The 13,871-nt window shown below is 38.3% G+C and carries 12 protein-coding genes and 1 pseudogene; 9 read left to right on the top strand and 4 right to left on the bottom strand.

The window, feature by feature from the left end:
- The first annotated feature begins 42 nt into the window (after positions 1–42).
- From AC3WLU_RS00495 to AC3WLU_RS00515, 5 genes and pseudogenes are all read left to right on the top strand, one after another.
- On the top strand, positions 43–1,218 hold the full coding sequence (locus AC3WLU_RS00495) for an amidohydrolase (RefSeq protein WP_413002365.1): 1,176 nt from the start codon (positions 43–45) through the stop codon (positions 1,216–1,218).
- 38 nt (positions 1,219–1,256) lie between these two features.
- A complete protein-coding gene (locus AC3WLU_RS00500; protein WP_413002367.1) occupies positions 1,257–2,405 on the top strand; it encodes a M42 family metallopeptidase in 1,149 nt (382 codons plus the stop codon).
- A gap of 358 nt (positions 2,406–2,763) precedes the next feature.
- Positions 2,764–3,459 (top strand): GntR family transcriptional regulator, encoded by a 696-nt coding sequence (locus AC3WLU_RS00505; RefSeq protein WP_492596576.1) that lies wholly within the window; start codon positions 2,764–2,766, stop codon positions 3,457–3,459.
- Positions 3,452–4,369, top strand: a complete 918-nt coding sequence (locus AC3WLU_RS00510; RefSeq protein WP_318292028.1) for a DMT family transporter — start codon at positions 3,452–3,454, stop codon at positions 4,367–4,369. Before AC3WLU_RS00505 ends, AC3WLU_RS00510 begins: the two co-directional genes overlap by 8 nt.
- A gap of 160 nt (positions 4,370–4,529) precedes the next feature.
- A pseudogene (locus AC3WLU_RS00515) lies at positions 4,530–4,871 on the top strand (family 4 glycosyl hydrolase); the annotation flags it as partial.
- A 271-nt stretch (positions 4,872–5,142) separates the two neighbouring features.
- Here the strand turns inward: AC3WLU_RS00515 and AC3WLU_RS00520 are convergent.
- Entirely contained in the window at positions 5,143–5,514 is a 372-nt protein-coding gene (locus tag AC3WLU_RS00520) for a cyclic-phosphate processing receiver domain-containing protein (protein WP_057277645.1), read from the bottom strand.
- A 301-nt stretch (positions 5,515–5,815) separates the two neighbouring features.
- On the opposite strand from AC3WLU_RS00520, the gene AC3WLU_RS00525 reads away from it, so the two are divergent.
- Entirely contained in the window at positions 5,816–5,995 is a 180-nt protein-coding gene (locus AC3WLU_RS00525) for a hypothetical protein (protein WP_057277646.1), read from the top strand.
- Between the two features lie 188 nt (positions 5,996–6,183).
- Here the strand turns inward: AC3WLU_RS00525 and AC3WLU_RS00530 are convergent, their stop codons facing one another.
- The gene (locus AC3WLU_RS00530; RefSeq protein WP_412992184.1) at positions 6,184–6,972 is read right to left on the bottom strand and encodes a FadR/GntR family transcriptional regulator; all 789 of its coding nucleotides are present in this window, start codon (positions 6,970–6,972) and stop codon (positions 6,184–6,186) included.
- A 541-nt stretch (positions 6,973–7,513) separates the two neighbouring features.
- On the opposite strand from AC3WLU_RS00530, the gene AC3WLU_RS00535 reads away from it, so the two are divergent.
- Positions 7,514–8,902, top strand: a complete 1,389-nt coding sequence (locus AC3WLU_RS00535; RefSeq protein WP_440438501.1) for an FAD-binding oxidoreductase — start codon at positions 7,514–7,516, stop codon at positions 8,900–8,902.
- Positions 8,903–8,906: 4 nt separating this feature from the next.
- Positions 8,907–9,881: a bile acid:sodium symporter family protein gene (locus tag AC3WLU_RS00540; RefSeq protein ID WP_413008561.1), complete on the top strand. Its 975-nt coding sequence runs from the start codon at positions 8,907–8,909 to the stop codon at positions 9,879–9,881.
- Between the two features lie 90 nt (positions 9,882–9,971).
- Here AC3WLU_RS00540 and AC3WLU_RS00545 read toward each other — a convergent pair whose 3' ends face one another.
- Positions 9,972–11,003: an acyltransferase gene (locus AC3WLU_RS00545; protein ID WP_492596577.1), complete on the bottom strand. Its 1,032-nt coding sequence runs from the start codon at positions 11,001–11,003 to the stop codon at positions 9,972–9,974.
- Positions 11,004–11,754: 751 nt separating this feature from the next.
- On the opposite strand from AC3WLU_RS00545, the gene AC3WLU_RS00550 reads away from it, so the two are divergent.
- A complete protein-coding gene (locus AC3WLU_RS00550; RefSeq protein WP_492596578.1) occupies positions 11,755–12,396 on the top strand; it encodes a glycosyltransferase in 642 nt (213 codons plus the stop codon).
- 537 nt (positions 12,397–12,933) lie between these two features.
- Here the strand turns inward: AC3WLU_RS00550 and AC3WLU_RS00555 are convergent.
- Positions 12,934–13,662 (bottom strand): exosporium leader peptide, encoded by a 729-nt coding sequence (locus AC3WLU_RS00555; protein WP_413002376.1) that lies wholly within the window; start codon positions 13,660–13,662, stop codon positions 12,934–12,936.
- Positions 13,663–13,871: the final 209 nt, after the last annotated feature.

The raw sequence follows: 13,871 nt of genomic DNA on the forward strand, positions 1-13,871 counted from the left end.
TTTCAATTGCAAGAAAAATAGTAAATGGAAAGGACTTTTCTTATGATAGAAAACTTGCTTAATAGGTTCCAAGATTTATACCCTGCACTAGTAGAAATCCGCAGAGATCTTCATATGTACCCAGAACTATCCTTTCAAGAAGAGGATACCCCTAAGAAAATAGCTGAGTTTCTAACTAACCTGGGATTGGAAGTGAAAACGGGAGTTGGTGGCAGAGGAGTTCTGGGAAAGTTGAAAGGAGGGAAACCCGGGAAGACAGTTGCTTTCCGTGCCGATTTTGATGCTTTGCCCATACAAGATGAAAAAGAAGTAGCTTATAAGTCAAGAGTTCCAGGAGTCATGCATGCTTGTGGGCATGACATTCATACGGCAGCTTTACTTGGAGTGGCAAAAGTGTTGAGTGAAGTGAAAGATAAGCTTGAAGGTGAAGTTGTGTTTATTCATCAATTTGCTGAAGAAGTAATTCCAGGAGGAGCCAAGCCTATGATCGAGAATGGCTGCCTTAACGGAGTGGATTCCATTTATGGGGCGCATGTTGCTTCCCATCTTCCATTTGGAACAATAGGAGTTAATGAAGGATACTTAATGGCTTCGGGAGACCGGTTTGAAATCGACATCTTAGGAGTTGGAGGTCATGGGGCTACACCAGAATTAACTGTAGATCCACTTTTGGTCGGAAGTCAACTTGTCATGAATCTTCAACAAATTGTAAGCAGACGTGTGGATCCGCTCAAGCCTGCTGTTGTTACAGTCGGTTCATTTAACAGCGGTGATGCTTATAATATAATCCCAAACACCGCAAAAATTAAAGGAACGGTACGAACTTTCGACGAAGATGTCCGTGACTTGATTGAAAAGTCTATTGGGCAAATAGCAAAATCCACATGTGAAGGTGCAGGAGCTACAGTGAAGTACAGTTATGAAAGAGGCTATCCTGCAGTTTGGAACCATCCGAATGAAACAAGAAAAGTGGAAGAACTAGCTAAGCTGCTTATCGGAGAGGAACATGTAAAAAAGATGAAACCTCATATGGGCATGGAGGATTTCGCCTATTATTTGCAAAGAGTACCCGGAACATTTTTCTGGGTTGGAGGTAAGAACCCGGATAAAAATGCTATATATCCTCATCATCATCCAAAGTTTGATGTAGATGAACAGTCCATGTTAATCATTGGAAAAATGTTCATTTCCATTTTTTTAGCGAAAACCCTACTATAAATTAGGTTAATCCATTGAAACCAAAAGGAGGAGTTCAAATGAAAACTACCAATATGATAGACCAAAAGGCAGGACATTCACTTAGAGAGGAAAAAGTGAAAGAAAGTATAAAAAACTCATTAAGAGATTTAACTGGCTTGGTAGGAGTTTCTGGTTCAGAACAAGAAGTTGTTAAATATATGAGAGACAATTTGTTACCATATGCTGATGAGGTGGATGTAGATCGCAATGGCAATGTGATTGCAATAAAAAAAGGAAATGCCCCCGGGCCAAAATTGATGATATCTAGTCATTCTGATGAGGTTGGATTTTGCGTAAAAAATATTTTACCCAATGGGTTTATCATGTTTGATAAGGTGGGAGGAGTTTCCGATCAATTATTGTTAGGGAGGAAAGTCTGGGTTACAACAAAAAAAATGCCTGGAATAATCGGGATCAAAGCTGGACACATGCAAACTCCCGAGGAAAGTAAGCGCGTTAAAACAACACGTGAATGTTACATAGATGTAGGGGCTTCCTCGAGAATAGAGGTTGAGGACATGGGAATTAAAGTGGGGGATCCCATTGTATTCCAAAGTGATTTTATGGAAATGGTAAATAAAGATCTTGTATGTACAAAATCAGTGGATAATCGAATTCATTGTGCAATTTTAATAGAGTTATTTAAAGAATTACAAGGCGTTGAATTTGCCGGAACATTGTATGGTGTTGTAACTGTTCAAGAAGAGGTGGGACTACTAGGAGCCATTATGGTAGGAAATGCGATTGAGCCTGATTATGCAATCGTCCTAGATACAATCCCAGCTGGTGATACACCTGATATCGATACGGAAATATCACTTCCCGTCTACCTAGGGAAAGGACCAGCTTGTCCTATTGCGGATGGGGTAAGAGGTACAATGGTATTTAACCACATCCACCCTAAAGTGAGAGAAATCATTGAAGAACAGGCAGCTAAAGCAAATGTATCCTTACAGATGATTACATTGGTCGGGGACGCCTATACAACTGATGCAGCCAGCTTGACTTCAGCTAATAAAGGAATACCAGTAGGAGTTCTTTCAACGCCGCGCAGATATTCCCACTCCCCGGTGGAATTAGTCAATCTCAATGATGCCGAAGGAGTATTGAAGATTGCAAAAGGAATCGTATTGGACAATGGAGGGAAAGATTTAGGTTTTATTTAACAGATTATTGTGTATAGAAGGAGTTAAGTTTCTTAAACTTTTCACTTTAGAAAATAACTAAAGGTTAGAAGGTGTTTTCCGCTTTCCAATGGCAAAAGAATATACCATACCGCCAATTACTTATCAATGATGGGATAACTCAAATAAAAAGACAGCACTCTGGTTGTGAGTGTTGTCTTTTTTGTTTCTAATTATAGTGTTTAAATTCTATTCCTCGTGGTTTTTACCACCATCTAGACGTCTTAGGCCATGTGGCGGTGCAATTATGAAATCATTTTGAAATTTTCTGATTTTCATTCCAATGGTATGCAATATGTGATATATTGCATATTATATATATCTTTAAGGAGGAAAGCCGTTGAATCATTCAAATTCTTCACAAAAAATTAAACGTACGTCTGTACGTGAAGAAGCATACATGATATTGCGGGATTGGATTGTCCAGGGGATCCTGACGCCAGGCCAACAATTACGCGACAAAGAATTAGCCGAACAATTGGGAGTAAGCAGAACCCCTATTAGAGAAGCACTTTTAAGGCTTGAGGATGAGGGGTTTGTCGAGACCAAGCCGAGCCGTTCAACTATTGTTTCCCCTATTCGATTCGAAGGGGGATTAAACATATATTCCCTTGTTTGGACACTGGAAAAGCTGGCTATGGAACAGGCTTTTGATTTCATTGAAGAAAGACACTTAATGGAAATGGAAGCCATCAATCATGAAGTTAAAAACGCAATCGAAGAGGGAAATCAAATAGTGGCCGTCCAGAAAGATAATGACTTTCATTCCATTTACATCAATCTTTCAACAAATGATGAGTTGAAGCGGATTCTATCGGGACTCAAACAAAAACTTATACGAATGGAACTGTTTTATTTCAATCAGGTAAGTGATGTTCACTTTTCCGTTGATGAGCATGACCAGATCATACAGGCAATTAGGGGTGGAAATCTCACTATGGTGCTTAAGGAGATAGAAAAGAATTGGAAAGAAAGTTACTTTAGAATACAAGCCCATACGGAACGTGTAAAAAGTGGGAAAGAAAAAAATGAATAATGATACTTTAGTTGCCATATCACCTTCAAGAAATAAAGGGATTGCACTGGTACTGACTGGCGCTGCGTTATGGGGAGTGTCAGGAACGGCAGCTCAATATCTATTTCAGCAGCAAGGTTTCAGTCCTGAGTGGCTCACTGTTGTACGCTTGTTGCTTTCTGGAATCATCTTATTGGGGGTCGCTTATAAGAATGAAAGACTGAAAGTTTTTGAGATTTGGAAAACTAAAAATGATGCGCTTCAAATTATCCTTTTTGCCATTCTGGGCATGCTCGCTGTTCAATACACATATTTTGCAGCAATTGAACATGGCAACGCAGCCACTGCCACTGTCCTTCAATACTTGGCCCCGGCACTGATCACATGTTATTTAGCCATTCGTTCCAAACGTTTTCCAAGCATTACGGTGAGCGTAGCTGTGATCATAGCGATTTTAGGCACTTTTTTGCTTGTGACGGGAGGAAGCATACGTACACTCTCCATTTCCGGGTGGGCAGTATTTTGGGGAGTAACATCAGCCTTTGCCTTGGCATTCTATACATTGCAGCCTTTTAAACTCCTTTCAAGATGGGGTTCAATGATTGTTGTGGGCTGGGGCATGTTGATTGGAGGCATATGCTTTAGCATGATCCATCCCCCATGGGCATTTGAAGGAAAATGGACGTTATCTTCATTTTCAGCGGTTTTATTCATCATCATTTTCGGTACGATCATTGCTTTTTATTTTTATTTGGAAAGTACAAAATTCATATCTGCTTCAGAGGTAAGTTTATTGGCTTCCGTTGAGCCGTTATCCGCAACCTTAATATCCGTTTTCTGGTTGAATGTAACGTTCGGTTTTGCCGAGTGGCTCGGCACACTCTGCATTATAAGCACCATTACGATACTATCCATCGTAAAGAACAAGTAAGGTCATTGTAAACCGGGGAAAATCTTCAGGAGTTTATTTTTACTTGGCGATTAAAACCATAGTCTACCCTGTAAGGGGATAGCTCGAATATTAACGAAAGCTAAATTAGCATGAGTTATATCCATACACTTCATTAAAAAGCAATTACACTACATGTGAATTGCTTTTTTTTGTATCGCTTGCCGAAGAAAAGGAATCCTCAGCAACAAATGGGACGACGAGGGCTGAGGTCGTTCAACAACTGGAAAAAGATTTATTTGAATTGTATAGAGATCCTGAACTGAATGTTAAACCGACTCAACTAGAAAAGCGCGGTGGAGCGTATTACAGCGAAGCGGCCTGCAGCCTCATCTATTCGATTTACAATGATAAGCGGGATATTCAGCAGCCAGTCAATACACATAATAACGGAGCGATAGCGAGTATCCCAGATGAATCAGCAATTGAAATTAACTGTGTGATCACCAAAGAAGGGCCAAGACCAATCGCCATAGGCGACCTGGAATCTTTATGTGTACCCGGTATGAACTTCTGCTTGTCGGTACAATGCTATGGGAGTTGGGATATAGATATACGCAGCCAAAAAGAAAAAGTAATTCGATGATCAAGTTGTTCACATGGTGATGATGGCAAAGTGTGCAATGAAAAATATTCAATCTCTTAAACAAAGTAGAAATACAAAAAGAGCAACTCGGATTAAAGTTGCCCTTTGTATCTTACCTACGGTCTAATGTAAAAACAATGGGTGAAATGTAATTGAGATTGAGAAGGGGTTACCGTATATCTATATAATGTTGCAGAACCTTTGACGGGAAGAATTTGAGGGGCAATGGTCGTAAGGATACGATAATGGCAGGGGGCATAGTTAAATTCCGTTGTGCTTGCTTTAAACAGTTGTACATCGCTTTACCGCCAACTGAATTGGCAGAGTGAATAGTAATGCGATTAGCAAATAGTTTTTCTTTCACCATCTCTTGAACAAGCATAAAACCATTCCTGGTTTTATTTAATAAATCATGATCCAAAGAGAGATGTTCAATATCAAAGTTTTGCAATAGCTCTAAACATTCGTCAATAGTCTCGACTAACACATAGCCATCGGGTGCTTTCCGATAGTCATCCAAAAAAACGCTGATTTTCTCCATTTCCTTCACTCCTTTGCTTATGCAAGTGTGACTAAGAAAAGTCAATTAAAACCAAGAAAATATGGTTTTATCTATTAAGTCTAACACAACAAGGTAAGAAGGGGGCATATTCGACGTTTAATACTACTATACGACAGCCTTTTTTAGATCGTCGTGCTACTTCAACTAATGGATCTTTACTATAAGAAGGAATTGTTACTGAGCAATACCTTGTGAAATATAGTACAAAACATCCGCTTACAAGTTAATGATTGTAATAATTTGGGTAAAAGGTAATATCTTGATTAAAAGGAGAAGTGATATGTTACATCCAGACGAGATTTACCTTATATTAAGGGACAAAACGCTGCTGTTGGAGTTAAAGGAACAAATTAATGACTATCATATTTCCTACTTATCAATGATTAATGAACAGCTTTCATTGATTGATAATGCTCTAAAAGTATGTATCATTGATTCCTTCACTATGTCAAAAGGATAAAACCAACATTTACTTATATAGGGGATCAATTTTTTAACTATAATTAACCAGCTTAGCGCCCTCTGAGAAAGGCGCTTTTTTTATTGGGCAAAGTAGTATCAATTAATAGGCCAAGGTTAAAAAATCACTTAGTTTATAATTTTAGAGGTGTAGTTCCATATTGGGTTAATCATATTGCAAGCGGAACTTTATTTTTCACCTACAGCATTGTGAGGCTGGTCTTTTTTATTTGGATAAGCAGCAATTTTTGCATCTTTTCCAATGCTTTCAAGTGTAGCCGCAGCCATCTGCTCTCTAATGCGAATGATATGGGCATTCATTAGTTGCTTGGCTTTGTCCGCGTCCTTTAATGCGATGGAATAGTAGATTTCTTTATGTTCTTGAAGCGTTTCTTGAAAATGACCTGGTTTTGCGAAACGATGCCGTCTGGTGGCACGAATCGTATTTTTCATTTGGTCACTTAAAGTATGAACCAATCCAGCATATATGGAATTATTTGTGGCTTGTGCAATACTATGGTGAAAAAGCAGATCTGCTCTTAAGCCTAATTCTTCATCATGTTCCGAGCGTGCCATTTCTTCTAGAGCCTTAAGGATATTTTGTAAATCAAGAGAGTTTGCTCTCTGCGCAGCAAGAAAAGCACACTCCGTTTCAATTACTCGACGGACTTCAAGCATTTCATAGACCATATTGTCCTCAGATTTGATGATGGAGGTGGATAGCTGTTCAATCAGTGATTGAACATCAGATTGTCTGATAAATGTTCCATCACCTGGTCTAATCTCAATGACTCCGTTTATCTCCAATACTCGAAGGGCTTCCCTGATTGATGTTCGACTCACCTTAAAAAGGTTGGATAATTCGCGTTCAGGCGGTAATTTATCTCCAGGTTTCAATTCACCGCTAATAAAAGAGTCCTTAATTTGATTGAAAATGACTTCGTACACTTTGGGAGATTTAACTGGTATTGAATCCATTACTTTCTTCACATCCTTCCATGACAACCCTAACAACATGTTGTTACTAGCATTAGTGAAATCATTCTAACAAGCATTCAATTATGAAGCAAGGGGATAATCCGCACTATTAAAATTAAAATTAAAATTAAAATAGGTAACGGTTGAAAATATCTGATATTCAATTGGTTAGACCAATATTGTAAAAATATAACGGTCTAGATTCAGTCAAATTATGTTCACATGGCTATTAAAGGTCATTTGGTTTTTGTTATAAGGATGGAAAATTAACTATAAATATTGAGAATAAAGCATTTTTTTATGGAAAAAAGTATAAAACGGATAATTGTTGAAAAAGTCAAAAAATTTAGTATAATGGAAATTGGTTAGACCAATTATCCGATAAATGGAAGCGATATCATATAAAGCTATTTAAGGAGGGGGAAACCATCTCTTGATACTCAGTTGAAGAATAGAAGAAGAAACTAAATATTGGTATAGGTACGACCAAAGTTTTTGATATGACAAAAACGGATGTTATAGCAGAAAGAAGGAGAATAGAATGGAAGCGGCTAGTGTAAATTTAATCAACGATCTAAAGGAAATTCTTTCGGAAAGTCAAATAACGGTAAACCAGACAGTAAGAGAATTGCATGGCAGAGATGAATCCTACCATGCTGTAAGTCTTCCTGATATTGTTGTATTCCCGGAAACAGCACAGCAAGTCAGTGAAGTTGTGAAATTGGCAAATGAGTACAAAATTCCGATGGTTCCTTTTGGGTTGGGATCAAGCCTCGAGGGACATGTCATACCGTACAACCATGGCATAACTATTGATTTTTCACTAATGAATAAAATCCTGGAAGTGCGTGAAAACGATTTTCTCGTAAAAGTTCAGCCAGGTGTAACGCGTTCGCAACTAAACAAAGAATTGAAAAAATACGGTTTGTTTTTTTCCGTTGACCCGGGAGCTGATGCTACTCTTGGCGGAATGGCGGCAACCAATGCCAGTGGAACGACATCCGTTAAATATGGTGTGATGCGTGATCAAGTCCGTGATCTAGAAGTGGTACTTGCAGATGGTTCGATTATACATACTGGCAATTTGGCCGCTAAATCGTCATCAGGCTATCATCTAAACGGCCTATTTGTTGGATCAGAGGGAACGCTTGGCTGCTTTACGGAATTGACGTTAAGAGTTTATGGAATTCCTGAGCACGTTATGGCGGCAAGAGCATCATTTCCGACATTGACCCATGCAGTGGAAGCTGTTGTATCCATTTTACAGTCAGGTGTTCCAATAGCAAGGGTGGAACTTGTCGATGAACCCTCAATGAAGCAGGTTAACCTTTATAGTGATACAAGCTATAACGAAGCGCCTACACTATTTTTGGAGTTTCATGGCAATGAAGCCGGGTTGAAGCAAGACATAGAGTTCACTAAGGAAATAGTAGCTGAACATAATTGTCTCGATATTGAATTTGAAACAGATAATGCTGCCAGGAACCGCCTATGGGAAGCTCGCCATAATCTTGCCTATGCTTATATTCATGGCAATCCTGGGAAAAAACTGATGGTGACTGATGTCTGCCTTCCGATTTCAGAGCTGTCCGGTGCCATTCACCATGCAAGGGAAGCTATTGATTTCCTGGGCCTTGCCGGTGGGATCGTCGGCCATGTAGGCGACGGGAACTATCATGTACTTTTAATGATTGATAACAATAATCAAGAAGAGATTAAAAGAGCTGAACAGCTAAATGAACAAATTGTCCTTTATGCCCTAGAACGTAAGGGAACATGTACTGGCGAACATGGTGTTGGGGTCGGTAAACAAAAATATCAGGAAAAAGAACATGGGAACTCACTGTTTGTGATGGAAAAAATCAAATTAGCCCTTGATCCAGATAATTTATTAAATCCAAATAAAATATTAATGCTAGAAAGAGTGTGATGGAATGAAAGTATTAGAAGCATTAAGCGCAGTAGCCGGAAAATATTTTGCTGTTTGGGTTATCTTAATATCCGTCATTGCTTTTATTTTTCCTGCTCCATTTTTGGGATTGGGGGGATTCATTACAATATTGCTTGGCGTTGTCATGTTTGGAATGGGGCTCACTTTGAAGGCAGTTGATTTTAAAATCATCATTACTAAACCACTCCCCGTGATAATTGGAGTTTGCGCCCAGTTTATCATTATGCCATCTGTAGCATTCCTTATTGCTAAACTCATGAATTTGCCAGCAGAATTAGCTGCAGGTCTGGTATTACTTGGTTGTGTACCAGGCGGAACAGCCTCTAACGTGATGGTATATCTTGCAAAAGGGAATGTACCTTTATCGATAGCTATGACTTCGGTATCAACTTTACTGGCTCCTATCATGACACCGCTGCTTCTGCTTTTGCTGGCAGGACAATGGATGCCGGTTGATTTTTTTGATATGTTTAAGTCCATTGTACAAGTCATCCTTCTTCCGATTGTTTTAGGATTGGCCATTAAGCGGTTTTTCCCAGTAGCAGTTGAAAAAAGCTTGACCGTTTTACCACTTATTTCGGTAGCAGCCATCATTACTATTGTAAGTGCAGTAGTCTCAGGCAACGCAGCTAGCATTGCTGCTTCAGGGTTCCTTATTTTTACTGCCGTGATGCTTCATAACGGATTTGGGCTACTTTTTGGTTACTTAGCAGCAAAAGTGCTTGGACTTGATGAAGTGAATAGAAGAGCGATTTCGATTGAAGTGGGCATGCAGAACTCTGGGTTAGGTGTTGCGCTTGCTACTGCACATTTCGGCCCGCTGGCAGCACTTCCAAGCGTCCTGGCTGCTGCATGGCACAACATATCGGGTCCAATTCTCGCGACTTACTGGTCAAAAAAACATGCTGGCGACAGTATAGAGGAACCGAGAGTTCATCCGGTGGAGACCAAGCTTTAATTATTTGTAATTGAAAAAAAATCCCATGCTCCCAGCAGGGGTTTTTTTTATCTATAAATCCCAGCACTAAGTAAGGGTTTTAACCTTCCACTAACAGATTTTTACCAATTCGTTTAAACGCCTTTTGAAATATTGAAGCAGGTCATAAGAAATGTACGACATCGTAATTATAAGGAGTGTCTCAAATAGTTTTAAGAAAAGATTGTCAGATATATGATCCATTCTTAGTACCGATATAATTAAATCAAAAATATCGATGAAGACTACATGAACAATGTATATACCCAGGGCTCTTCCTCCTACTTTAGTAATGAACAAATCCTTCCCCAATGTTTTATTATTTAATGCAAACAAAAAAAGAAATGCAGTTAAAAAGATAGTAGAAATAAAATATTCCCCATGACTTCCCGATAATATCTTTTCTAATAAGTATCCTTCTACAACTTGGATAGTAAAGAAGATAAAAATTAATGATAAATTGGTTTTGGCTGTTATTGCTCCCGACTTTTTAAAGAATTTATTATCCGCAAAGAAGAATCCCAAAGTTGTATAAAAAAGACCAATGAATAAAGCATCCCGTGTACTCAGAGGAAGATCATAGAACACCGAATACGATTGTCCGAAAAGACCTAACAAGTTGAATATTAAGCTAATGGTTAAAAGAAGCCTTGCTTTTTTTAACTTAAAAAAACCGAATAGAATGATAACACTCCAAATTAATGCGGTTAAAAACCACAATTGGTATCCGCTAGTCCCAGTTCCGTAATATAAAAGGTCAAGAAAAGAAAAATGATTAATGTATTGCGCAAATTCCTTTGGTACATCGGCAGCATCTTTATAAAGAATTAGAACATCATACATCATATAAAAGAAGAGCCAGCACAAATACAGTTTCAAGATTTTTATAATATACCTTTTAAAATAATCAAAGGAATCCCTTTTATGGATCATCTTTTGACCGAACAAATAACCAGATGCAGTAAAGAAGAATGGCACCGCAAACCTTGAGAGGTTATCGAGAATAAATAGACCAATTTGGCTATCCCTAGGGAATACATGAATGACTACAACAGAAAATATGGCAAAAAATTTAATAAAGTCAATCGCGTTATTTCTTTCCATTTGCTCACCCTTTTCATAACACTTTTACTATCATTGATTATTCCCTATATTATGTACACCAAAGAAAAATTTATTTTTCTCTTTCTGATTCCAATTACAAGATACTGTAAGACTTAATTAATGAACAGCTAATCGTTCAGGAGGGTGGACTGTTTGTAGTAGTAGCTTCACTATACAGATAGTAATCATTTGAATGCCTATGTTCTTGTTAATCTGGCCCTTACAGAAGAAACCCCTGTAATCAAGCCTTTTGACTAAGGGAAATGGGAGACTTTCTGATTGCAACTTGCAAATTGATATTTAATTATCATTGCTTGGAGCACTACCCACATGCTGGAGCATAAGTCCTGCTGATCTATTAAAAACATTTAATTTTTGCTGCTCTAAAAGAATGCTTAATAGTCTTGGTAAGACAATGGGATGAAGGGGGAGGAGGCGCTCTTATTTTCTACTTTTTCTATTAACTTGCTCTCATATTAAATTCACTAATTCTTTGCGTCTCATTCCTGAATTTTCAAGTAATTTAAACATTAATTCATCATATTTCAAGCACCAATGCGGCGTAGTTGTGTCTGTGTATTAATCATGATTGATGACCTGATTTTATACAAAACAGCTTACATTGGACAATGTGAGTCCATCTAATTCCAATTTAATGTAAACGTGGTAAGTACAAGCAATTTTATGCATATAAAAATCGCATATATCAATAATAAAAAAGAACTTTTTAACTTTGGGAGGAGATGGTTTTATGAAAAAATTATTGTTGATGGGATTCATTTTATTATTTCCTCTAAACATGGTGGCCGGAACAACTAGCGCATACGCTAAGCCACAGGAACAACGTATTAGCCAATCTGAGGTAAACTTCGAAAATGAATTCAGGAGACTTTGGATTGATCATGTATTATGGACAAGTAATTATATAACAAGTGCAACCACCGCTGGAGCGGAGGATCAAAAACAGGTACTGGCTAGACTTCTGAAGGATCAGGAGGCTATCGGTAATGCTGTAAAGCCAGTATACGGAGAGAAAGCTGGGAACAAACTTACCGAACTGCTTAAGGAGCATATTGTAATTGCGGGAAAGATTGTAGATGCGGCTAAAAGCGGAAATGATGCCTTGGTGAAACAGCTAAACAAAGAATGGTATAGAAATGCTGATGAAATAGCAGCTTTCCTTAGCGGTGCCAACCCCCATTTAAAAAATGAAGATCTGAAAAATTTACTGTATATCCACCTGAAATTAGTGACGAATGATTTATCTGCAAGCTTAGCAAAAGATTGGAACGCAAGAATCGCTGCAATAGACGAAGGGGTCACACATATAATCTTAATGGCAGATACTATCACTGCGGGAGTTATAAAGCAGTTTCCGGATAAGTTTAAATAATAATTTTAAGAATCCTCCAGCAATCTGTTGGAGTATTCTTTCATGTTTAGAGAGATATTGATTAAGTTTAATAACTGGTTCAATCAAATGCGCGCTGGTTGCGCAACTGCATTATTACACTGAACTGCACGGTTACTTTAAGTACATTCCTTGACAACCTCTTTTATAAAAGAGATTTCTTTAACATCATGCCAGTGCATTATACTGAAGAAAGGTAAATTTCACTTTTCGAATTATTAAGGGTATGGGGATATTTCTCATTAGTTACTTATCAGTGAGTAGAAGCTAAAACAAATAAGTGATCAAGACACAAAAGTATTGTTTTTCATTCGATTAACAAAAATTCGAATTTAATCCAAAGACAGCAGGTTTGTGTTTGTGTCACTAAATTAATAAACACAAATTTACTGTCTTTTTAATTTTTAGACATTATGACTTCACTAGTGTGTAACCAAAACCACCACGTTCAGTAAATCGGAAAAAGCCCACAACATTTAGGTTAGGGCTCTTTTTTCTCCTATTTACTGACTTTGGCAGCTAGTTGGCGATTTTTGTGACTACTAATGAGGGATACCTATATGTTACATTGGCAGATGCAGTAATAACTCTAATACTTAGCCTATCGTTTGCGGATAATTGAAGTTGGATTGTTCTTCCTATCGTGTTTCTAGTTTCAACTTGCGATGGTTGACCGCCTGGACCGCCTGAAATACGATTAAAGGATTCAAAAGTACTTTCAAGAACCGGGGTTGTGTCATTGATGAATAACCTGAACTGCACCTCGGTATTAAACGTCAAGTTAGAAGCATTAATCAATCTAGCTGTTAAATCCATGCTAATCTCATAAACCCCAGCAGTCAGAACCTCAATATCAGTATAAGGACCAGGACCAGGAGGAAAAGGAGCAGTTCCTAATAACGGCCCAGTAGTTGTAAAAACAACCTTCTGCCCCAGAGCAGGAGGACTTACCGTAGATACTGTGACAAAATTTCCAGACGGATCGTACAATGATCCATAAGCCAAAGCACCCCCTGGTCCTGGGGGTCCAGTTTCTCCCTGAGGTCCTGGAGGTCCTGGAAGTCCTTGAAATCCTTGAGGTCCTGCAGGTCCTTGAGGTCCTCGAAGACCTTGTTCACAATCCTTACATTTTTTATGATCGTTTTTATTGACGCAATCATCTGTTTTATTAAAGAAATCATCTTTTTTACACTTATAGGTCGTGTCAACAAATCTACGACCTTGAATTGGCTTATCTATTTTACTCACCCTTTTTCTCATTGTTCACTTTCCGAAAAGTCGAACAATGAAGCTTTTTTTCTGTTTTTTCCGTTTCTCTTTCTGCTTTAATAGTTTCTATTTCCTCTTTAGCAGAGGATACAAGGGTCCTATACGTTTTACAGTAAGTCACGGAGATCTATAAGAAACACTTCCACTCACTGACAAAATTCCCAGACGGATCGTACAATGATCCATAA

This window comes from Peribacillus sp. FW305-BF15, from assembly GCF_058783805.1.

What these genes read in the sequence shown, in the direction of transcription:
- AC3WLU_RS00545 (WP_492596577.1), bottom strand. Translation starts at nt 11,003, where the DNA reads ATGGAAAGAAATAACGCGATTGACTTTATTAAATTTTTTGCCATATTT.
- AC3WLU_RS00525 (WP_057277646.1), top strand. Translation starts at nt 5,816, where the DNA reads ATGTTACATCCAGACGAGATTTACCTTATATTAAGGGACAAAACGCTG.
- AC3WLU_RS00550 (WP_492596578.1), top strand. Translation starts at nt 11,755, where the DNA reads ATGAAAAAATTATTGTTGATGGGATTCATTTTATTATTTCCTCTAAAC.
- AC3WLU_RS00495 (WP_413002365.1), top strand. Translation starts at nt 43, where the DNA reads ATGATAGAAAACTTGCTTAATAGGTTCCAAGATTTATACCCTGCACTA.
- AC3WLU_RS00520 (WP_057277645.1), bottom strand. Translation starts at nt 5,514, where the DNA reads ATGGAGAAAATCAGCGTTTTTTTGGATGACTATCGGAAAGCACCCGAT.
- AC3WLU_RS00535 (WP_440438501.1), top strand. Translation starts at nt 7,514, where the DNA reads ATGGAAGCGGCTAGTGTAAATTTAATCAACGATCTAAAGGAAATTCTT.
- AC3WLU_RS00530 (WP_412992184.1), bottom strand. Translation starts at nt 6,972, where the DNA reads ATGGATTCAATACCAGTTAAATCTCCCAAAGTGTACGAAGTCATTTTC.
- AC3WLU_RS00540 (WP_413008561.1), top strand. Translation starts at nt 8,907, where the DNA reads ATGAAAGTATTAGAAGCATTAAGCGCAGTAGCCGGAAAATATTTTGCT.
- AC3WLU_RS00510 (WP_318292028.1), top strand. Translation starts at nt 3,452, where the DNA reads ATGAATAATGATACTTTAGTTGCCATATCACCTTCAAGAAATAAAGGG.
- AC3WLU_RS00500 (WP_413002367.1), top strand. Translation starts at nt 1,257, where the DNA reads ATGAAAACTACCAATATGATAGACCAAAAGGCAGGACATTCACTTAGA.